This is a genomic window from Thalassiella azotivora (assembly GCF_054781695.1).
Genome location: NZ_BAAGTX010000014.1, coordinates 1 through 19,081, shown reverse-complemented (window position 1 = coordinate 19,081; position 19,081 = coordinate 1). Strand labels below are relative to the sequence as shown.

At 76.4% G+C, this 19,081-nt stretch carries 23 protein-coding genes and 1 pseudogene; 13 read left to right on the top strand and 11 right to left on the bottom strand.

Annotation, left to right across the window (positions count from 1 at the left end):
* Positions 1–48 precede the first annotated feature (48 nt).
* The 3 genes and pseudogenes from ACYVQV_RS11060 to ACYVQV_RS11050 all read left to right on the top strand — a co-directional run bounded on the left by ACYVQV_RS11060 (position 49) and on the right by ACYVQV_RS11050 (position 1,824).
* A complete protein-coding gene (locus tag ACYVQV_RS11060) occupies positions 49–549 on the top strand; it encodes a MaoC family dehydratase (protein ID WP_461023341.1) in 501 nt (166 codons plus the stop codon).
* An 88-nt stretch (positions 550–637) separates the two neighbouring features.
* Positions 638–1,359: pseudogene (locus tag ACYVQV_RS11055) on the top strand (sugar phosphate nucleotidyltransferase); the annotation flags it as partial.
* Positions 1,360–1,410: 51 nt separating this feature from the next.
* A complete protein-coding gene (locus ACYVQV_RS11050; protein ID WP_461023435.1) occupies positions 1,411–1,824 on the top strand; it encodes a GlgC family sugar phosphate nucleotidyltransferase in 414 nt (137 codons plus the stop codon).
* 12 nt (positions 1,825–1,836) lie between these two features.
* Here the strand turns inward: ACYVQV_RS11050 and ACYVQV_RS11045 are convergent, their stop codons facing one another.
* Positions 1,837–2,280: an NUDIX domain-containing protein gene (locus tag ACYVQV_RS11045; protein WP_461023340.1), complete on the bottom strand. Its 444-nt coding sequence runs from the start codon at positions 2,278–2,280 to the stop codon at positions 1,837–1,839.
* Between the two features lie 89 nt (positions 2,281–2,369).
* Here ACYVQV_RS11045 and ACYVQV_RS11040 point away from each other — a divergent pair, with 89 nt between their 5' ends.
* Together ACYVQV_RS11040 and ACYVQV_RS11035 are read left to right on the top strand one after the other, a co-directional pair.
* The gene (locus tag ACYVQV_RS11040) at positions 2,370–3,029 is read left to right on the top strand and encodes a DUF6758 family protein (protein WP_461023434.1); all 660 of its coding nucleotides are present in this window, start codon (positions 2,370–2,372) and stop codon (positions 3,027–3,029) included.
* Positions 3,030–3,073: 44 nt separating this feature from the next.
* A complete protein-coding gene (locus tag ACYVQV_RS11035; RefSeq protein WP_461023339.1) occupies positions 3,074–3,916 on the top strand; it encodes a PHP domain-containing protein in 843 nt (280 codons plus the stop codon).
* 49 nt (positions 3,917–3,965) lie between these two features.
* Here the strand turns inward: ACYVQV_RS11035 and ACYVQV_RS11030 are convergent, their stop codons facing one another.
* Complete coding sequence (locus ACYVQV_RS11030; protein WP_461023338.1) at positions 3,966–4,355, bottom strand: ATP-binding protein; 390 nt, start codon at positions 4,353–4,355, stop codon at positions 3,966–3,968.
* A gap of 105 nt (positions 4,356–4,460) precedes the next feature.
* Between ACYVQV_RS11030 and ACYVQV_RS11025 the strand changes: the two genes are divergently transcribed.
* Complete coding sequence (locus ACYVQV_RS11025) at positions 4,461–5,291, top strand: ParA family protein (RefSeq protein ID WP_461023337.1); 831 nt, start codon at positions 4,461–4,463, stop codon at positions 5,289–5,291.
* A 25-nt stretch (positions 5,292–5,316) separates the two neighbouring features.
* Here the strand turns inward: ACYVQV_RS11025 and ACYVQV_RS11020 are convergent, their stop codons facing one another.
* On the bottom strand, positions 5,317–7,095 hold the full coding sequence (locus tag ACYVQV_RS11020) for a DEAD/DEAH box helicase (RefSeq protein WP_461023336.1): 1,779 nt from the start codon (positions 7,093–7,095) through the stop codon (positions 5,317–5,319).
* A 200-nt stretch (positions 7,096–7,295) separates the two neighbouring features.
* On the opposite strand from ACYVQV_RS11020, the gene ACYVQV_RS11015 reads away from it, so the two are divergent.
* A complete protein-coding gene (locus ACYVQV_RS11015) occupies positions 7,296–8,012 on the top strand; it encodes a ferritin-like fold-containing protein (protein ID WP_461023335.1) in 717 nt (238 codons plus the stop codon).
* 125 nt (positions 8,013–8,137) lie between these two features.
* Here the strand turns inward: ACYVQV_RS11015 and ACYVQV_RS11010 are convergent, their stop codons facing one another.
* From ACYVQV_RS11010 to ACYVQV_RS11000, 3 genes are all read right to left on the bottom strand, one after another.
* Positions 8,138–8,401 carry a GlsB/YeaQ/YmgE family stress response membrane protein gene (locus ACYVQV_RS11010; RefSeq protein WP_461023433.1) on the bottom strand — a complete coding sequence of 88 codons (264 nt, stop codon included), beginning with the start codon at positions 8,399–8,401 and terminating at the stop codon, positions 8,138–8,140.
* A 129-nt stretch (positions 8,402–8,530) separates the two neighbouring features.
* On the bottom strand, positions 8,531–8,755 hold the full coding sequence (locus ACYVQV_RS11005; protein WP_461023432.1) for a DUF3107 domain-containing protein: 225 nt from the start codon (positions 8,753–8,755) through the stop codon (positions 8,531–8,533).
* 78 nt (positions 8,756–8,833) lie between these two features.
* A complete protein-coding gene (locus ACYVQV_RS11000) occupies positions 8,834–9,460 on the bottom strand; it encodes a TetR/AcrR family transcriptional regulator (protein ID WP_461023334.1) in 627 nt (208 codons plus the stop codon).
* Positions 9,461–9,634: 174 nt separating this feature from the next.
* Here ACYVQV_RS11000 and ACYVQV_RS10995 point away from each other — a divergent pair, with 174 nt between their 5' ends.
* Together ACYVQV_RS10995 and moeB are read left to right on the top strand one after the other, a co-directional pair.
* Complete coding sequence (locus ACYVQV_RS10995) at positions 9,635–10,624, top strand: DUF3152 domain-containing protein (protein ID WP_461023333.1); 990 nt, start codon at positions 9,635–9,637, stop codon at positions 10,622–10,624.
* A gap of 44 nt (positions 10,625–10,668) precedes the next feature.
* The gene (gene moeB, locus ACYVQV_RS10990; RefSeq protein ID WP_461023332.1) at positions 10,669–11,847 is read left to right on the top strand and encodes a molybdopterin-synthase adenylyltransferase MoeB; all 1,179 of its coding nucleotides are present in this window, start codon (positions 10,669–10,671) and stop codon (positions 11,845–11,847) included.
* A 26-nt stretch (positions 11,848–11,873) separates the two neighbouring features.
* Here moeB and ACYVQV_RS10985 read toward each other — a convergent pair whose 3' ends face one another.
* Positions 11,874–12,482 (bottom strand): hypothetical protein, encoded by a 609-nt coding sequence (locus ACYVQV_RS10985; RefSeq protein WP_461023331.1) that lies wholly within the window; start codon positions 12,480–12,482, stop codon positions 11,874–11,876.
* Between the two features lie 162 nt (positions 12,483–12,644).
* Between ACYVQV_RS10985 and ACYVQV_RS10980 the strand changes: the two genes are divergently transcribed.
* Positions 12,645–13,151 (top strand): GNAT family N-acetyltransferase, encoded by a 507-nt coding sequence (locus tag ACYVQV_RS10980; protein ID WP_461023330.1) that lies wholly within the window; start codon positions 12,645–12,647, stop codon positions 13,149–13,151.
* A gap of 38 nt (positions 13,152–13,189) precedes the next feature.
* Here ACYVQV_RS10980 and ACYVQV_RS10975 read toward each other — a convergent pair whose 3' ends face one another.
* The 4 genes from ACYVQV_RS10975 to ACYVQV_RS10960 all read right to left on the bottom strand — a co-directional run bounded on the left by ACYVQV_RS10975 (position 13,190) and on the right by ACYVQV_RS10960 (position 16,545).
* Positions 13,190–13,945 (bottom strand): DUF4097 family beta strand repeat-containing protein, encoded by a 756-nt coding sequence (locus tag ACYVQV_RS10975; protein ID WP_461023329.1) that lies wholly within the window; start codon positions 13,943–13,945, stop codon positions 13,190–13,192.
* On the bottom strand, positions 13,942–14,643 hold the full coding sequence (locus tag ACYVQV_RS10970; RefSeq protein ID WP_461023328.1) for a response regulator: 702 nt from the start codon (positions 14,641–14,643) through the stop codon (positions 13,942–13,944). The genes ACYVQV_RS10975 and ACYVQV_RS10970 overlap by 4 nt, the downstream gene beginning before the upstream one ends.
* The gene (locus tag ACYVQV_RS10965; protein ID WP_461023327.1) at positions 14,640–16,031 is read right to left on the bottom strand and encodes a sensor histidine kinase; all 1,392 of its coding nucleotides are present in this window, start codon (positions 16,029–16,031) and stop codon (positions 14,640–14,642) included. Before ACYVQV_RS10965 ends, ACYVQV_RS10970 begins: the two co-directional genes overlap by 4 nt.
* Positions 16,032–16,164: 133 nt before the next feature.
* Positions 16,165–16,545: a hypothetical protein gene (locus tag ACYVQV_RS10960; protein WP_461023326.1), complete on the bottom strand. Its 381-nt coding sequence runs from the start codon at positions 16,543–16,545 to the stop codon at positions 16,165–16,167.
* 54 nt (positions 16,546–16,599) lie between these two features.
* Between ACYVQV_RS10960 and idi the strand changes: the two genes are divergently transcribed.
* The 3 genes from idi to ACYVQV_RS10945 all read left to right on the top strand — a co-directional run.
* On the top strand, positions 16,600–17,181 hold the full coding sequence (gene idi, locus ACYVQV_RS10955) for an isopentenyl-diphosphate Delta-isomerase (RefSeq protein WP_461023325.1): 582 nt from the start codon (positions 16,600–16,602) through the stop codon (positions 17,179–17,181).
* Positions 17,182–17,194: 13 nt separating this feature from the next.
* Positions 17,195–17,518: an MGMT family protein gene (locus ACYVQV_RS10950; protein ID WP_461023324.1), complete on the top strand. Its 324-nt coding sequence runs from the start codon at positions 17,195–17,197 to the stop codon at positions 17,516–17,518.
* Between the two features lie 43 nt (positions 17,519–17,561).
* Positions 17,562–19,081 (top strand): UvrD-helicase domain-containing protein (locus tag ACYVQV_RS10945; RefSeq protein WP_461023323.1); only part of this gene is annotated, 1,520 nt, incomplete at its 3' end.

The window sequence follows — 19,081 nt, the reverse complement described above, 5'->3', positions numbered from 1 at the left end:
CACGATGACGTCGGACACCGCCCGCAGGACGCAGCAGGAGGAACGCCCATGCAGTTCGGTCGCAGCTACGAGGAGTTCGAGGTCGGCGCGGTCTACAAGCACTGGCCCGGCAAGACCGTCACCGAGTACGACGACCACCTGTTCTGCCTGCTGACGATGAACCACCACCCGCTGCACCTGGACGCCCACTACGCCGAGGGCACCCAGTTCGGCAAGAACGTGGTGGTCGGCAACTACGTCTACTCGCTGCTGCTGGGCATGTCCGTGCCGGACGTGTCCGGCAAGGCGATCGCGAACCTGGAGATCGAGTCCCTCAAGCACGTCGCGCCGACGTTCCACGGCGACACGATCTACGGCGAGACGACGGTGCTGGACAAGTGGGAGTCGACCTCCAAGGACGACCGGGGCGTCGTCCACGTCGAGACCCGCGGGTACAAGCAGGACGGCACCCTGGTCTGCGTCTTCAGGCGCAAGGTGATGGTGCCCAAGCAGAGCTACCTCGACGCCCGGGGCGGCGAGCAGCCGGGACGGCCCGCACCGGCGCAGTGAGTCCCGGGTCGCGGCCGTCCCGCGGCGGACCTAGCGTGCAGCCGGGCACCCGAGCGGGTGCCCGGCTGCACGTCCGTGGAGGCTGTCCGTGGCACCACCCCGCACCCTCGTCCTGGTCCTCGCCGGCGGTGCCGGCGGCCGGCTCGAGCTGCTGACCGACGACCGGGCCAAGCCCGTCGTGCCGTTCGGCGGTGAGCACCGGCTCATCGACTTCCCGCTCAGCAGCTGCACCCACAGCGGCGTCAGCGACGTGTGGGTCGTCCAGCAGCAGCACCCGGCGTCGCTGGCGGTGGCGCTGTCGAACGGGCGGCCGTGGGACCTCGACCGCACCGTGGGCGGCCTGATGGTGCTGCCCCCCGGCAAGGGGAGCGACCGCGAGGGGTGGCACCACGGGACCGCCGACGCCCTGTGGAAGCAGGCGGCGCTGGTCCGCGAGTTCGCCCCGGACGCCCTCGTGGTGGTCAGCGCGGACGCCGTCTACCGCTGCGACTACGCCGAGCTGGTCGACGAGCACCTCGCCTCGGGTGCCGCGGTGACGATGGTGACGACGAAGGTGCCGCGCGAGGACGCGGGCCGCTACGGCGTCGTCCGCACCGGGTCAGGGGGAAGGTCACCGACTACGCGTACAAGCCCGACGAGCCCGCCTCGGACGTGGTCGCGAACGAGGTGTTCGTGCTGGACGCCCGACGGGTCCTCGACGAGCTGGAGCAGGTCGTCGCCGACGGCCACGACGAGGACGACCTCGGCGACCTCGGGGACCACCTGCTGCCCCGGCTCGTGGACGACGGCGTGGTGCGCGAGCACCGGTTCACGGGCTACTGGCGCGACGTGGGCACGGTGGAGTCGTACTGGGAGGCGCACATGGACCTGCTCGGCGCCCGCCCCGCGTTCGTCCTGGACGACGAGGACTGGCCGGTGCTGTCGGCCGGGCGGCGCCGAGGTGCCGCGACGGTGCGGGCCGGCGCCGAGGTGGGCGACTCGCTGCTGTCCGGCGGCTGCGAGGTGGCCGGCGCCGTGGACCGCAGCGTGCTCGCCCCCGGGGTGGTGGTCGAGAAGGGCGCCACCGTGCGCCGCAGCGTCCTGCTGCCCGGTGCCGTCGTGCGAGCGGGCGCGGTGGTCGACCGCAGCGTCGTGGACTCCGGCGTCACCGTGGGCCGCGAGTGCCGGGTCGGGGGCCCGCGGGGGAAGGTGGCGCTCGTCGGCCACCGTCGCACCCTGCGCAAGGGGACGGTGGTGCCACCCGGTGGTCGCTACCCCGAGGTCGACCGGGACTAGACCGACCGGCCCTCAGCAGCGGGGCAGGCAGCCCCACCCGGCCAGGGCGTCCCGCAGCAGCGGGGCCAGCTCCAGCGCGTCGAGCGCCGCCGCGTCGACCCACCGGACGTCGGTGGCGTCGTCCCCGGCACGCGGTCGGCCGGTGTGGTCGCCGACGCGGCAGGCGTAGTCGTGGATGACCAGGACCACGCCGTCCGGGCCCGGCCGCTCGACCGTGCCCACGAGCTCCCCGACCTCCACCACGAGGGCCGTCTCCTCGGCGACCTCGCGGACGACGGCCGCGGCGTCGTCCTCGCCGTCCTCGACGCGTCCCCCCGGCAGCGACCACGTCCCCGCGGCGGGTGGGTTGCGCCGGCGCACGAGCAGCAGCCGGCCGCGAGCGTCGTGGACGACAGCGCCGACGCAGTCCACGCGCCGCTCGGCGCCCGCACCCGCGGCGTCGTCCGTCACGTCCACGTCGACCAGGGTGCCACCGCCCGGTCTCGACGGCCCGGGCCCGGACGGCCCGGTGGCGGACGGCGGAGGCGCCCTTGACCACCGCGCCGGTGCGCGGGACCGTGACGAGGGTGGCGGCGAGCAGGTGCCCGCGGTGCGCCGGGCCGGTGCGCGAACCCGGGATCTGGGTGAGCGACTGGACGTGCGCCCGCCACGGCGCCGTCCAGCCGTGGTCCGCGCCGCACCCGCCCACGCAGCGGTGGCTGGCCGACGTCGCGCGCCGGTCGTCGGTGCCGGTCTGGGTGCCCTGGCCGCTGCCGGCAGGCTGGTTGTTCACCGGGCTGTCCGAGGTCGGGACGCCGCGAGGGACGGCGCAGGCCGTGGCGGTCGCGGTGTCCGGGCCCAACCCGGCCCCGCGCGCGGGGCGGCCCGAGCGTCCCGCCGACCTGCTGCTCGTGGCCGAGCAGCCCGGGGTGGGGCTGGGCGCGCACCTCGCCGGCCTGGACGGCGTCGACCCCGGTGACGGCGTCGGCACCGGCGTCGCCCACGCGAGCGTGCGGGCCGACGGGCACGTCTGCGGCCTGTGGGTCGTGCCCTCCCCGGCGGACCGCGCCGTCTACGTGGGGGAGGCGGGTGGGGTGTGGCTCTACCTGGTCCTGTGGCCGTCGACGGCGGGCGTCCTGCTCGCCGAGGACCTCGAGCTCGCGGACGCGCGCTCGCCGCGGGTGGCCGTCGTCCCACCCGTCGGAGCGCCCTGCCCGCGGCTGTGACGGGCGCGGGAGGCGGGCCGCGGTCGCCTGGCTAGGCTCGCCGGGTGCTCATCGACCTGCACACGCACTCCACCGCCTCCGACGGCACCCAGACCCCGGCCGAGCTCGTCGAGGAGGCGGCGGGCGCGGGCCTGGACGTCCTGGCCCTGACCGACCACGACACGACGGCGGGCTGGGAGGAGGCGGCGGCGACGGCCGCGCGGCTGGGCGTGGCGCTGGTCCGGGGCACGGAGGTCTCCTGCACCCACCACGGCATCAGCGTGCACCTGCTCAGCTACCTGCACGACCCCGGCGACGCCGCCCTGGGCGCCGAGCTGGACCGGTCCCGCGAGTCGCGGACGCACCGGGCCCGGCGGATGGTCGAGCGCATCTCCCGCGACCACGACCTCACCTGGGAGGACGTGCGCGCGCAGGCGGCGGCCGGTGCGACGCTGGGCCGCCCGCACATCGCGGACGCCCTCGTCGCGCGGGGTCACGTGCCGGACCGGGACGCGGCGTTCGCGACGATCCTGGCGTCGCGGTCTCCGTACTACGTGCCGCACTACGCGCCCGACGCGGTGGAGGCGGTCCGCCTGGTGCGGGCGGCCGGCGGGGTGCCGGTGTTCGCGCACCCGTTCGCCAGCGCCCGGGGCCGGGTCGTCGGCGAGGACGTCGTGGAGGAGATGGCCGCGGCGGGCCTGGCCGGTCTCGAGGTCGACCACCGCGACCACGACGAGGCCGCCCGCCGGCGGCTGCGCGACCTCGCCCGCGGCCTGGGCCTGGTCGTGACCGGCTCCAGCGACTACCACGGCACCGGCAAGGTCAACCGCCTCGCCGAGTTCACCACCGCCCCGGCGGCGCTGGAGGCCGTCGAGGCGCAGGGTCGGCTGCCGGTCCTGCGCCCGTGACCCCGCCGGGACCGTCAGCGGCCGCGCCCGGTGGGCCCGGTGCGACGGCTCAGGACGTCGCGAGCCCGTCGACGCGGACCTCGAACCACACCTGCTTGCCGGCCAGGTCGCTGCGGCACCCCCACCGGTCGGCCATCAGGTCGACCATCTGCAGCCCCCTGCCGTCGACGGCCCACAGGTCCTCCTCCTTGGGGACGACCTGCCCCGGCCGCGGGTCCTCGACCTGGATGCGGACGGCGCCGCGTCGCGCCAACCCGGCCCGCAGCGCCACGGGGGCGGCGCCGTGGCGGATCGCGTTCGTCACCAGCTCGCTGGTGAGGAGGACGGCGACCTCGGCGGGGTCGCCGTCGACCCCCCACTTCTCGAGCAGCTGGGCGACGGCGCGGCGCGCGCGACCGACCTCGGTCGGCTCGGCAGCGAGCTCCGCGATCAGGTCCACCCGGGGATTGTCCACCATGTCCCCGCGGGCGGCAGAATGTCCCCTCGTGACGGCGAGCCGCGCCGCGGCACCGGCGGCGGGCACCAGCGGAGGTGGGGCAGACCGATGATCGGGTCGGCTCGGGTCGTCGCCGTCGCCAACCAGAAGGGCGGCGTCGCCAAGACCACGACGGTGGCGTCCCTGGGCGCCGCCTTCGTCGAGCACGGGCTGCGGGTGCTGCTCGTGGACCTGGACGCGCAGGCGTGCCTGACCTTCTCGCTGGGCGTCGACCCCGACGAGGAGGAGCTGGCGGGCTCCTACGAGCTCCTGGTCGGCGCAGGATCCGCCGCCGGGGCGGTGGTCGAGGTCGACGACGGCATGCACCTGGTGCCGGGGTCGATCGACCTGGCCGGCGCTGATGCCGAGCTGCTCGGCCGACCGCGTCGCGAGCACGTGCTCCGGGAGGCGCTGGAGCAGGTCGCCGCCGGGTACGACGTCGTCCTGCTGGACTGCTCGCCGTCGCTGGGCCTGCTCACCCTCAACGCGCTCGCCGCGGCCGACGAGGTGCTGGTGCCGATGCAGGCGGAGATGCTCAGCCACCGGGGGGTGGGGCAGCTCCTGGACACGGTGGCGGACGTCCAGCGGGCGGCGAACCCCGGGCTGCGGGTGCGCGGCCTGCTGCCGACGATGTACGACCCGCGGACCAGCCACGGCCGCGCCGTGCTCGAGGACGTCGGCGACCGGTACGGCGTGCCGGTGCTGTCCCCGCCGATCCCGAAGTCGGTCCGGTTCGCCGAGGCGCCGGCCCTGGGTCGCACCGTCCTCGGGACGGCGACCCGCACCAAGGGGGCCGCGGCCTACCGCGAGGTCGCCCAGGGGCTGCTGCGCGCCTGGCGGCTCGGACCGGGACGACGCGCGACGACCCGTCGCCGGAGCGGTTCGGCGACCGGTCGCTGAGTCGCGGGCGACCGGCCGCCGGAGGTCAGTCGGAGGAGCCGGTCGCGCCCGAGCCCGTCGCGCCCGTGCCCGCCGACTCGCCCTGGCCGCTGCGCCCGCGGCCGCCACGACGGCGCCGACGGCGCCTCGGCGCGTCGGAACCGGCGTCCCCGGACGGCGTGCCGGCCTCAACAGGTCCGGTGGAGGGGGCGGTCGCCCCGGCGTCCCCGCCACCCGCGGCACCCTCGACGGGAGCCCCGGCGCGGGTGCGCCGACGGCTGCGGTTGCGCGACCGCGGCTCGCCGGCCGGCTGGTCGTCGCCGTCCTCGCGCCGGGGCCGTGACGAGCCGCCCCTCGCGCCGCCGCGCCGGTCACCGGGGCGCTCGCCGGAGCGGGCGCCGGGACCACCGCGACCGCGTCCGCCGGTCTCGCCGAGGTCCTCGAGGACCTCCGCGTCCAGGCCCGCGCGGGTGCGCTGGGCCTTCGGCAGCACGCCCTTGGTGCCCTCGGGGATGTCCAGGTCCGTGAACAGGTGCGGGGACGTGGAGTAGGTCTCCACCGGCTCGGGCCGGCCGAGCTCGAGGATCTTGTTGATCAGGCCCCACTTGGGCACGTCGTCCCAGTCGACGAAGGTGACCGCCGTGCCCTTCTTGCCGGCACGGCCCGTCCGGCCGATCCGGTGGACGTAGGTCTTCTCGTCCTCGGGGCACTGGTAGTTCACGACGTGGGTGACGTCGTCCACGTCGATGCCGCGGGCCGCGACGTCGGTGGCCACGAGCACGTCGACCTTGCCGTTGCGGAAGGCGCGCAGCGCCTGCTCGCGGGCGCCCTGCCCCAGGTCGCCGTGGATGGCGCCGGCGGCGAAGCCCCGGGAGGCCAGGTCGTCGGACACCTTCGCGGCGGTGCGCTTGGTGCGGGTGAACACGATGGTCAGACCGCGACCGCGCGCCTGGAGGATCCGCGCGAGCACCTCGACCTTGTCCATCGCGTGGGCGCGGTAGACGAACTGGGTCGTGTTCTTGACCGTCTGCCCGGCGTCGTCGGGCTCGGACGCCCGGATGTGCGTGGGCTGGGTCATGTAGCGCCGGGCCATCGCCACGACCGGGCCGGGCATGGTCGCCGAGAACAGCATCGTGTGCCGGCCCGCAGGGGTCAGGGACAGCAGCCGCTCGACGTCGGGCAGGAAGCCCAGGTCGAGCATCTCGTCGGCCTCGTCGAGGACGACGCCGCGGGCGTGGGCCAGCGTCAGGTGACCCTGCTGGGCGAGGTCGAGGAGGCGGCCGGGGGTCCCGACGACGACCTCCACCCCACGCTGCAGCGCCTCGACCTGCGGCTCGTAGGCGCGGCCGCCGTACACGGTGAGCACCCGGACGCTGCGCAGCGCGGACGCCTGCTCGAGGTCACCGGCCACCTGCACCGCGAGCTCGCGGGTGGGGACGACGACGAGGGCCTGCGGCTTGCCGGGCGCCTCCAGGGCGTCCCAGCCGTCCTCGCCGGGGCCGGCGACCCGCTGGAGCAGCGGCAGGCCGAAGCCGAGCGTCTTGCCGGTGCCGGTCTTGGCCTGGCCGATGATGTCGTGACCGGACAGGGCCACGGGCAGGGTCATCGCCTGGATGGGGAACGGGTGGGTGATGCCGGCCTTCGCCAGCGCCTCGACGAGGCGGGCGTCCACGCCGTAGTCGGCGAAGGTGCGCTCCGGCGGCACCTCGACGTCGTCGGCGGTGATGGTCTCCATGGCGCCGGCCTCGGCGCCGGCGGGGTCGACGGTCTCGTCCGTCGCGGCCGTGCTCTGGTCGGCCCTGGTCTCGTCGTGGGCAGTCGTCACTGAACGCCTCGTGCTTCTTCTCTGGCGGGGCCTCACGCCGGCTCCTGGAGCCGGCGGGCCGCACCGCGTCGGGTCGGCTGGCCGATCGGGCTACCGACCGGGCACACCGTGCGTACACCGCCAGACTACCTGCCGGGCACTCCCGCGCCGACCCGTCGGAGCGCGGACGGCGCCCGGCCGGGCGTGGCTACAGTGCCCGCATGAGCGCCGACGCGACCGCCGACGAGCCCGACACGGCCCCCGGGACCGGCCTGCCGGAGGGGGCGGCGCCCACCGCGGTGGTGGACCTCCTCGGTGCCCTGGCCTACGGGGAGCTGACGGCGTTCGTGCGGCTCGCCGCGGACGCGGAGCTCGCCCCGACGCTGCCGGAGAAGTCGGCGCTGGCGCGGTTCGCCGCGGCGGAGTTCGGCCACTACGAGCTGCTGGAGAGGCGGCTCCGCGAGATCGGTGCCGACCCCGAGCAGGCCATGCTGCCGTTCGTCGCCGCGGTCGACGCCTTCCACGACCGGACGGCGCCCAGCGACTGGCTGGAGGGACTGGTCAAGGCCTACGTCGGCGACGGCATCGCCACCGACTTCTACCGGGAGGTCGCGGCCTACGTCGACCCCGGCACCCGCGCCCTGGTGCACGACGTCCTCGACGAGCAGGGGCACGTGGAGCTCGTCGTCAGCGCGGTGCGCGCCGCGATCGCGGCCGACCCGCGGGTGGCCGGCCGGCTGGCGCTGTGGGGGCGGCGCCTCGTCGGGGAGGCGCTGAGCCAGGCGCAGCGGGTGGCGGCCGACCGCGACGGCCTGACCGAGCTGCTCGTGGGCGGCGCGGGCCAACCCGGTGCCGACCTGGCGGAGATCGGACGGATGTTCACCCGGCTGACGGACTCGCACACGGAGCGGATGCGGCGTCTCGGCCTGACGGCCTGACGGGCTCCACCGCGCACACCTGCTGAGGGCTCGGCACGCGGCCCCTGGACGCGCCGGAGGGCGGCCCCGGGACGGGACCGCCCTCCGCGCGGGTCGGGCGCCGCGTGCGCCCGGTGCTGCTCGGCTCAGTGCACGGCCTTGCGGCTGCCGCCGGCGCTGATGCGCTCGTAGGCGACGATGAGCAGCGCCGCGAGGGCCACGCTCACGATCCACCTCAGGATCGTGCTGTCGCTCGCGACGAGCCCCATGATCCAGTAGCCGAGGATCGCGCCGACGATGCCGAGGACGATGGTCAGCAGGACGTTGATGTTCTGCTTGCCCGGCAGGACGAGCCGGGCGAGGACGCCGATCACGGCGCCGAGGATGATGACCCCGATGACCGATCCGATCTCCATGGTGCTGCGCTCCTTCGCTGGTCGGTGGTGATCGAGATTCCCACCACCTGCGACGTCGCGCCAGCGGAACGGATCACCCGATCGGGTGACCGAGGAGCCGGCGGCGGGACCCGCCGTCCGGGGTCAGGAGACGCCGAAGCCGACCTTGCGGGTCTCCTCGACGCCGATCTCCACGTAGGCCAGCGACGCGGTCGGGACCAGCAGCACGCGGCCCTTGTCGTCGGTCAGCCGCAGGCTCGGCGCGCCACCGAGGGCGGCGTCCACGGCGGAGGCGACCTCGTCGGTCGTCATGGCCGACTCCAGCACGATCTCGCGGGCCACGTTCTGCACGCCGACCTTGATCTCCACGGGTAACCCCTCCACGTCCGTCGTCCTGGCCCGCCGTCCGGTGGGCCGTCGGGAGACGGCAATCTAACCCGCCGTCGGTCAGGCCCGGCCCTCGGCCTTGGGGAAGCCGCCGATGCCCCGCCAGGACAGCTGGGCGATCAACCGGGCCGCCTCGTCCCGGGGGATGCTGCGGCCGCTCTGCAGCCAGTACCGGGCGGTGACCTGCGCCATCCCGGCCAGGGCCATCCCGAGCAGCTCGGCCTCGGGGCGCTCCAGGCCGGCGTCCTCGGTGATGACGTCGGCGATGGCGTGCGCGCAGGAGCGCTCGACGGTGTCGACGCGCTCGCGGACGCCGTCGTCGTTGGTCAGGTCGGACTCGAAGACCAGCCGGAACGGCGCGTCCTCGCGGTCCACGAACCGGAAGTAGGCGGCGATCGTCGCCGCGACCCGCTGCTTGTTGTCCGTGGTGGACTCCAGGGCGGCGCGGACGTCGGCGAGGAGCTCGCCGATGTGCTGGTCGAGGATCGCCAGGTACAGGTCGAGCTTGCCGGGGAAGTGCTGGTAGAGCACCGGCTTGCTGACCCCCGCGCGCTCGGCGATCTCGTCCATCGCCGCGGAGTGGTAGCCGTTCTCGACGAAGACCTCCTGCGCTGCGGACAACAGCTGGGCCCGTCGTGCGCTGCGAGGCAGTCGCGCCCCCCGGGCCCGGGTGTCCTGAGTCGTCACGGTTCCTCCTCCGACGGGCCGGGTCGCGGCCCGATCGCGGTCGTGCCCGGCAGGTGCCGGTGCGCACCTGCGACCGCCCGGGCATCCTACGGTCCGGTAACCGGGGCCGCGTGACATGCTCGGAGGGTGGGAGCGCACCAGCGGACCCCCGGCGCGTCCCCTTCCCGACGGCCGGTGGGCACCGTCCGTCACGAGGGCCGTCACGAGGGCCGTCACGCCGCCCCCGGCCCGGTGCCGCTGAGGTGGCGACGCGGCCGCGTCCGGGCCGTCGCCGCGGGCGCCCTGGCGCTGGTGGTGCTCATCGGCTGGGCGGCGACGGGCACGGACCCGGTGAGTGCCACGCTGACCGCCCTGACCGGCCCGCCGGACGACGTCGCCGCCGCGCAGGCCCCCGGCCAGGACGAGGACGCCGTCGCCGTCCGCCCCGACCCCGGTGGTGACGCCGACGGTGCGACGGGCGCCCCGGGCGGTGACGACGCGCAGGTGGGCGGGGCCGCCCCGACGGCCGGGCCCGGGGCGTCCGACGCGGGTCCGGCGGACCAGGCGGGCGCCGGCCAGGACCCCGGCGCCTCGCCGTCGGTGGGCGCCGCCCCGACCGCGCCCCCGCCGTCCCCCGACCAGGTCGCCGGCGTGCTGGCCCGCGACGTCCCGCAGGTGGGCACCGGGCAGCTGGGCGTCGTCCCGGGTGCGGCGTCGGCGCCGGGGCAGGGCCGCACGTGGACGGTCCGGGTGCTCGTCGAGGGCGGGCTGCCCGCCGACGGGGCGGCGGTGGCGGACTTCGCCCTGGCCACGCTCAACGACCCGCGCGGCTGGGGCCGGGAGGGGCACACCTTCGCCCGCACGGACGGGGACGCGGACATCGACCTGGTGCTGGCCAGCCCCGACACCTCCGAGCGGATGTGCCGGCCGCTGCGGACCAACGGCACGCTGTCGTGCCGGGTCGGTCCCCGGGTCGTGCTGACGTGGTACCGGTGGGTGCACGGTCAGGAGGACTTCGGCGGGGACCTGACGCTGTACCGCCAGTACCTGGTGAACCACGAGGTCGGGCACGCCCTGGGGCACGGCCACCTGGGGTGCCCGGGGGCGGACCAGCTCGCGCCCGTGATGATGCAGCAGACGAAGGGGGTGCACCCGTGCGTGCCGAACGCGTGGCCGTACCCGTGACCGGGCCCGGTCGGGGGAGGGGGGCGGACCGGCCAGGACCGCTCGTGGAGCCGGCCGCGGCGCTCACGCCGCAGGAGGTCACCCGCTACTCGCGGCACCTGCTCCTGCCGGACGTCGGTGAGGTCGGGCAGCGGCGGCTGAAGAACGCCCGGGTGCTGGTCGTCGGCGCCGGTGGTCTGGGGGCCCCGTCGATCACGTACCTCGCCGCGGCCGGGGTCGGCACGATCGGCGTGGTGGACGACGACGTCGTGGACACCTCGAACCTCCAGCGGCAGGTCATCCACGGGGTGGCGGACGTGGGCCGGCCGAAGGTCCGCAGCGCCGCGGAGGCGGTCGCCGCGCTCAACCCGCTGGTGCGCGTCGTCGAGCACGACGAGCGGCTGACCGCGGACAACGCGCTCGACCTGGTCGGCGGGTACGACCTGGTGCTCGACGGCGCGGACAACTTCGGCACCCGCTACCTGGTCAGCGACGCCTGCGAGGTCCTCGACGTCCCCGAGGTGTGGGCGTCGGTGCTGCGCTTCGACGCGCAGGTCAGCGTGTTCTGGCGCCGGTACGGGCCGACGTACCGGGACCTCTTCCCCGAACCGCCCGCGCCGGGGACGGTCCCGTCGTGCGCCGAGGGCGGGGTGCTCGGCGCCATGGTCGGCACGGTCGGGTCGCTGATGGCCACCGAGGCCGTCAAGCTCGTCACGGGTGCCGGGGAGCCGCTGATCGGCCGGCTGCTCGTGCTCGACGCGCTCGGCACGACGTGGCGCGAGCTGCGGGTCCGGCCGACCCCGGGCCGGTCGCCGGTGACGTCGGTGGTCGACGTGGACGCCGCGTGCGCGGTGCCCGCCGCGGACGGCTCGGGCGGCGCCCTCCCCAGTGGCGGCGGCGCGCAGCAGGCCGTGCCCGAGGTCGGTGCCGCCGAGCTCGCCGCCCTGCTCGCGGAGCGCGACGCCGGCAGCCGGTCCTTCGTGCTCGTCGACGTCCGGACGGAGCAGGAGCGATCCGTGGTGTCCGTGCCCGGCGCCGTGCACGTCCCGCTGGACCGCGTGCTGGCCGGCGACGTCGACGGCCTCGCGCCCGGGGACGACGTCGTCCTGCACTGCAAGAGCGGCGGCAGGTCGGAGCAGGCGGGCCGGGCGCTGCTGGCCCGGGGGTTCCGCCGGGTCAGCCACCTGCGCGGAGGGGTCCTCGCCTGGGTGGACGAGGTCGACCCCACCCTGCCCAGGTACTGACGGAGCAGTCCGCGCCGTCCGGGCCGTCAGCCGAAGACGGCGTGACCGCGGGACAGCAGCACGAGCGACGTCGCGAGGTGCGCCAGGGTGCGACCGGTCTCGTCGTCGGCCGGCCAGACCGCGTTCTGCAGGCGCTGCACGTCGTCCCGGCCGACCAGGCCGAACCCACCCGCGTCGGCGAGGAGCAGAGCCGCGGCCGACGCTCGGCCGCCTGCGCCCGCGATGGTGTCGAACGCCGCGTCACGGACCTGCTGCGCGGCCGACGTCCGGGCCCGGAGGACCGGACGCCCGAGCCGGTCGCGCACGGTGGTCGCCCAGCCGAGCTCGGTGAGCACCTGCCCGGCTGCAGACGACGCGCGGCCCGCGACGCGCTCGCACAGGCGTGTGAAGTCACCGACCTGCCCCAGGGTCTCGACCACGGGCCCCGGGACGAGGGACGTGCGCCTGCTCGGCACCAGCTGGAACGTGGGCGTGCTCCCCGAGCCCAGGGTGAGCGCGCCGGCGACCTGCAGGTCCATCAGGCAGCCGGCGAGGACCACGCGCGCGACCTCCCCGGACGCCGGGCGGACACCGCTTCGAGCAGCGGCGACGACCGTGAGCGCCCGAAGGTGCACGCCGTGCTCGTCACCGACCACCGGCGTCCACCTCCACGCGCCTTCCCTCCCCGCACGGCACGTCGTCGCACCGCACCTCCCGTCACAGCATGACGCCTCGCGGAGCCTGCCGTGTGCGCCGCGCGCCGCACCGGCACCCGGGACTAGCCTCCGCACCGACGACGACGGTCCGGGGGTGTGCTGGTGGGAGCCGACGAGGCAGTCGTGCGGGACGCCGTGCCGGACGACGTGGCGGGTGTCTGCCGCTTCGGGCGGGAGCACGTGCCGCGGCACTACGCGCCGTTGATCGGGGCGGACGCGGCGCGCGAGCAGGTGACGCGCTGGTGGTCCGAGCCGGTGGTCGCCGCAGCCGTCGAGGCGGGTCTCGTCGTCGTCGCCGAGGACGCCGGCCGGGTGGTCGGGGTCGGCCAGCGCGGCCGGGCGGGGGAGGACCACGTCGTCTACAAGCTGTACGTCGCGCCCGGGTACCGCTCAGCCGGGCTCGGACCCCGGCTGGTCGACGCCCTCGTCCGCCGGCTGCCGGACGGGGTCGACCGCATCGGCGTCGAGCACGTCGCCGCCAACACCCGGGCCGCGGCGTTCTACGAGCGCGAGGGCTTCACCGTGGACCGGGTCGACCCGAGCCCGTCGGGTGACCCGGCGCGCGCCACCGTGTGGCGGTCCCGGCCCGTGGGCACCACGCGCCCGTAGGCGGCCCGCGCTGCCGCATGTCGCCGGCTGACGCCGTCCTACGGGTTCCGGGCCTCGGGTGCGGCCGCGTCGACCACCGTCACGTCGCCGACCGACGTGGTGACGTCGATCCGGTGCGTCGACGTCGGGTCCAGCGGCACGGTGGTCAGCCGCTCGCCCACGTCCGTGCGGACCCGCACGTCGTAGGCGGTGCCGTCGGCCGGGACGACCGCGCGCACGTCGCCGACGTCCGACACGAGCTCGACGTGGTCGGGTGCGGCGGCGAGCACGACGTCCAGGTCGCCGACGGAGCTGTGCGCCCGGACGGCCTCGGCGCGCAGGTCGGTGGCGCGCATGTTGCCGGTGTCGCTGCGCAGGTCGAGCTGGGACCACGAGCCGCTGACCCGCAGGTCCCCGACCGAGGTCACCGCCCGGGCCGCCAGGTCCGAGCCCGTCGGCACCCGGACGATCACGTCCACGGCGCAGTTGCCCCACGGCCCGCCCGGGCAGTCGCCGGTGACGCGCAGCTGGTCGCCCACGCGCCGCGCGGACGCGGACGGCTCCCGCCACGCGCCGTGGCGGCGCAGCTCCACCTGCACCTCGTCGAGGCCGCGCGTCTCCACGAGGCGGACGTCGCCGACCTCCACCTCGGCGTGGACGGACGACAGGCCGTCGGCGGCGACGTCGACCGTCTCCACGCTGGTGGTGCTGGCCAGCACGGTCGCCGCGGAGTACCCGCCACCCAGGACGAGGACGCCGGTGGTCGCGGCGCCGATGATCCGCAGCGCGATCTTGACGGGTGCGGGTGTGGTCACGACTCCCCCTGGGTGGCGTGGTCGAGGTAGCGCAGGACGGCGAGGACGCGCCGGTGGTCGTGCTCGGTCGGGGGCAGGTCGAGCTTGGCGAAGATGCTGGACACGTGCTTCTCGACGGCCCCCTCGGTGACGACCATCGCGGCGGCGATCGCCGTGTTGGTGCGGCCCTCCGCCATCAGCTGGAGCACCTCCCGCTCGCGCGGGGTGAGGCGCTCGAGCGGGTCGGAGCGTCGGGCCCGGGACAGCAGCTGGGAGACGACCTCCGGGTCCAGGGCGGTGCCTCCGGCGGCGACGCGGTGCAGGGACTCGGTGAACTCCCCGACGTCGGCGACGCGGTCCTTCAGCAGGTACCCGACGCCGCGCGTGCGGCCGGCGACGAGCTCGGTGGCGTAGTTCTCCTCGACGTACTGGCTCAGGACGAGCACGGCGACGTCCGGGTGCTGCTCGCGGACCACGAGCGCCGCGCGGACGCCCTCGTCGGTGAAGGTGGGGGGCATCCGGACGTCGACGACGACCAGGTCCGGCTCGTGCGCGGCCACCGAGCGCAGGAACGACTCGGCGTCACCGCACGCGTCCACGACGTCGAAGCCGGCGTCCGCGAGCAGCCGCAGCAGCCCCTCGCGCAGCAGCACAGAGTCCTCGGCGAGGACGACGCGCAGACGCGGCGCCGCGTCCGGCTGGGTGGTGGGGTCGGTCACGAGGTGCTCCCGGAGGTGGTGGGCTGGTGCGGTGCGGGGGGCTGCGGCGCGGGGGGCTGTACCGCGGTGGGCTGCGCTGCGGCGGGCGGAGGCGACGCCACCGGCCGCGTCGCGGCCCAGGGCATCCAGAGGGTCAGGCGGGTGGGCCCTCCCGGCGGGGAGTGGACGTCGAGCCGGCCGTCCACGGCCGCGACCCGGCGCTGCAGGCCCACCAGGCCGGTCCCGGCGCCGACGCGGGCGCCTCCCGCGCCGTTGTCGGTGACGTCGACGACCAGCGCGCCGCCGTCGTGGCGGACGTGCACCCCGGCCCGGGTGGCACGCGAGTGCTTGGCCACGTTGGTCAGCGCCTCGGAGACGCAGAAGTACGCGATCGCCTCCAGCGTCGGGGAGGGGCGGGCGGGCAGCCGCACGTCCACGGTGACCGGGACGGGGGAGCGGGCGGCGAGGGCGGACAGGGCGGCGTCCAGCCCGCGGTCGGTCAGCACCGGCGGGTGGATGCCGCGGGCGACCTGACGCATCTCGGTGATCGCCTCCTTGGCTGAGGAGTGCGCCTTGTCGATGAGCTCGCGCGCGCCGTCCGGGTCGGTGCCCAGGCGCTGGCGCGCCATCCCGAGGTCCATGGCGATGGCGACGAGGCGCTGCTGGGGGCCGTCGTGCAGGTCCCGCTCGATCCGGCGGCGCTCCAGCTCGACGGAGTCGACGGTGGCCTCGCGGGTGGCGGTGAGGGTGACCACGCGCTCGGACAGCGCGTCGATCTCCTCCGCGTGCCCGGCGCCGAGCAGCCAGCGGACGAGGGCGACGTCCACCCGCGACAGGGCCCAGGCGGTCAGCGGGACGACGACGAGGAGCCCGACCAGGCCGGAGAGGCTGGCGAACCACACCTCGGCCCCGGCGAGCTCGCGACCGCCGGGCAGCCGGGCGACCCACGGTTCGGGTAGCGCGGCCGCGTACAGCGGCAGGAGGGTGGCGGCGAGGCAGGCCGAGGCGGCCACGAGGACCGTCGTGCCCGCGACCGTGCCCCACACCGTCATCGCGGTGACGTGCAGCAGCGCCTTCCACGGCCGCCCGTTGACGACGTACCGGCGCCAGAAGGACGTCGTGTCGCGCGGCGCGGGCGGCGCCTCGACGTCCACGCCCACGAAGGCCGCCAGCCGGGCCCTCTCCAGGTAGCCGGCCAGGAACGCCATCAGCGCGGCCAGGGCGAGCAGCAGCAGCCCCGCACCGGCGACCGGTGTGGTGCCCACGCCGACGAGCGTGAGGACGACGACGGTCAGGTAGACGGGGACCAGCGCGAGGTCGACGACGAGCTGGCACACCGCGCCCCAGGCGACGGCGTACCGGCCCGGCCACGACCTGCGGCGGGGGACGGGTGGCTGGCTGCTGCTCACGGCGTCAACGGTAGGTCCGCGCCGGTGGGCGCCGTGATCCTGCGACCTGCCGAGCGCGGGCGGGGGGTGGCCCCACCCCGGGCCGGGGGAGACCCGCTGCGCGGGCGCTCGCGGGGACGTCGGGCCGTGAGCGTCAGGAGGTGGGCGTGACGCCGCACTCCTCGGCCAGCCGCGCGACCGCGCTCTCCGGCGGGGTGCCGTCGGTCCCCGCCACGTCCTCCAGCGCGTCCAGCAGACCGGACTCGACCCCGGCCGCCCGGGCCGCGTCCGAGAGCCCGCGGAGCACCTCCACGTCCCGCTGGGAGACCTGGCGGTCGCCGACGACCTGGCAGACCTGGTCGCGGACGGCGTCGACGGCCGCGGTGCTCGCGGCGTCGCCGGCGGCGGACGCCGCGTCGTCGGCGACCTGGCGCAGCGCGTCCTCGCCGCAGCCGGTGAGCAGGACGGCGGACAGCGCGACGGTGGCGAGCGCCGCGAGGGGGCGTGCGGGACGGAGGCGGTGGGCTGCGGTCACGCGGGGATGGTCGCACGCCGGGCCGCGGAGGCGCACCGCCTCTAGGGTGGCGGCGTGACGACCCCCGCGGTGACCGGCGAGCGCGAGCAGGTGGTGCTCCTCGGGCCGGACGACCAGCCCGTCGGCGTGGCCGACAAGGCCACGGTGCACGGTGCCGACACCCCGCTGCACCTGGCGTTCTCCTGCTACGTGACGGACGGCGGCGGCCGGGTGCTGATGACCCGGCGGGCCCTGTCCAAGCGCACGTGGCCCGGGGTGTGGACCAACGCGTGCTGCGGGCACCCGGCGCCGGGGGAGGACCCCGAGCAGGCCGTGGTGCGCAGGCTCGAGCAGGAGCTGGGCCTGGTCGTCACCGGCGTGGCGGCGCTGCTGCCGGACTTCCGGTACAGGGCGGTCGACGCGTCGGGCGTCGTGGAGAACGAGGTGTGCCCGGTGTGGTCGGCGCGCGTCGACGGGCCGACGGGCGCCGGCGGGGACGTCGGGCTGCGGCCGGACCCGGACGAGGTGGCGGAGCACGCCTGGCTCCCCTGGGAGTCCCTGGTGGCCGCCGTCGGGGCGGTGCCGTTCGCGCTGAGCCCGTGGTGCGTGCTGCAGGTGCGGCGGATGACCGAGCGCGGCCTGCGCCCCGGCACCTGACCGGACGGCGGGAGTGTTCGACGACTTCGCCGAGGCGGTGCTGGACGTCGTCCGGTCGATCCCGCCGGGACGCGTCCTGTCCTACGGGGACGTCGCGGAGTACCTCGGGGACGCCCCGGCCGGTGGGTACGGCGCCCGCGCAGTGGGCCGGGTGATGTCCACTCGCGGGGCCGGCGTCCCGTGGTGGCGGGTGCTGCGCGCCGACGGCAGCGTCGTGCCCGAGCTGGCGGCCAGGGCGCTGCCCCGCTACCTGGAGGAGGGCACGCCGCTGCGGCCCGGTCGCGACGACGTCGCGGACCTGCGGGTCGACATGGCGCGGGCGCGCTGGGACGGGTGAGCCCGTCCCGGGGGTGTCGGCCTGCTGTGGTGGACTCCTCCGCGTGACGACGACACCCGCGTTCCGGCTGGTCCGGCCCGCCCCCGCCGCCGGGGAGGTCGTCGACCTCGACGCCACCCAGCGCGCCGCGGTGGACCACCGCCGCGGCGACGGGCCGCTCGTCGTCCTGGGCGCCCCGGGGACGGGCAAGACGACGGTGCTGGTGGAGTCGGTCGTGGCCCGCGTGGACCGGGACGGGGTCGACCCGGGGGCGGTGCTGGTGCTCGCGCCGTCCCGCCGGGCCGCGGCGTCGCTGCGGGACAGGGTGACGGCGCGCCTGGGGCGCACCCTCACCGAGCCGGTGGCCCGCACCCCGCACGCGCTGGCCTTCGCGCTGCTGCGGCGGGCCGCGGTCGCGTCCGGGGAGCCGCCGCCCCGGCTGCTGTCCGGCCCGGAGCAGGACAGGGTCCTGGCGGACCTGCTCGCCGGCCACGACGCCGGCGTGGGACGCCGCCCGGACTGGCCGCCGTCGGTGCGTCCGGGGCTGGGGCTGCGCGGGTTCCGCGACGAGCTGCGCGACCTGCTGATGCGCGCGCTGGAGCGGGGGCTCGGGCCGGAGGACCTGGCGGACCTCGGCCGGCGGGAGGGCCGGCCGGAGTGGGTGGCCGCGGCGGACGTCCTCGCCGAGTACCTGGAGGTCACGGCCCTGTCCTCGCCGGGCGCGTACGACCCGGCGGCGATCCTGGACGCCGCGGCGGAGCTGCTGGCCGACGACCCCGAGCTGCTGGCCGCGGAGCGGTCCCGCTGGCAGCTCGTCGCGGTCGACGACCACCACGAGTCGGGGGAGGCCCTGGCCCGGGTGCTGGACCTGCTGCGCCCGCCGGGCAGCGACCTGCTGCTCACCGGCGACCCGGACCTGACGACGCAGACGTTCCGCGGCGCCGACCCCACGGTCCTGGCCGGGGCGGCGCGCCGGCACCGCGCGGCCGCGGGGGCGCCCGCGCGGGTGGTGCGGCTCGGGACGCGCTGGCGGCCGTCGCGCGCGGTGGACGCGGCGACCCGGCGGGTCGCGGCGACGGTCGGCACGGTGGGGGAGGTCGCGCACCGTGGGGCGGTGCTCCCCGACGACGCCCGTGAGGGGTCGGTGCGGGCCGACGTGCTGCGCTCGGCCACCCAGGAGGGCGCGTACGTGGCGCACGTGCTGAGGCAGGCGCATCTCGTCGACGGCCTGCCGTGGTCGCGGATGGCCGTCGTCGTCCGCTCGGCCGGCCGCACCGGCGCGTTGCGGCGGGCGCTGGCCGCCGCGGCGGTCCCGGTGGAGGTGCCGACCGCTGAGGTGCCGGTCCGCGACGAGCCCGCGGTGCGGCCGTTGCGCCTGGCGCTGCGCGTGGCCCTGCGACCCGAGGCGCTGGACGTCGACACCGCGGTCGAGCTGCTGACCTCGCCGGTCGGCGGGGCGGACGCGCTCGCGCTGCGCCGGCTGCGGCAACTTGGGGGACTGCACGCAGGAGGGGCAGCCGGTGTCGCACTCGCACGACGCGACGGCCCTCAGGGTCGCCCTCAGCCACGTGCCGGCCGCCTCCC

Coding starts and splice junctions, on each gene's coding strand:
- ACYVQV_RS11015 (WP_461023335.1), top strand. CDS start 7,296: ATGAGCGCCGACGCGACCGCCGACGAGCCCGACACGGCCCCCGGGACC.
- ACYVQV_RS11025 (WP_461023337.1), top strand. CDS start 4,461: ATGATCGGGTCGGCTCGGGTCGTCGCCGTCGCCAACCAGAAGGGCGGC.
- ACYVQV_RS11050 (WP_461023435.1), top strand. CDS start 1,411: ATGGACCTGCTCGGCGCCCGCCCCGCGTTCGTCCTGGACGACGAGGAC.
- ACYVQV_RS11060 (WP_461023341.1), top strand. CDS start 49: ATGCAGTTCGGTCGCAGCTACGAGGAGTTCGAGGTCGGCGCGGTCTAC.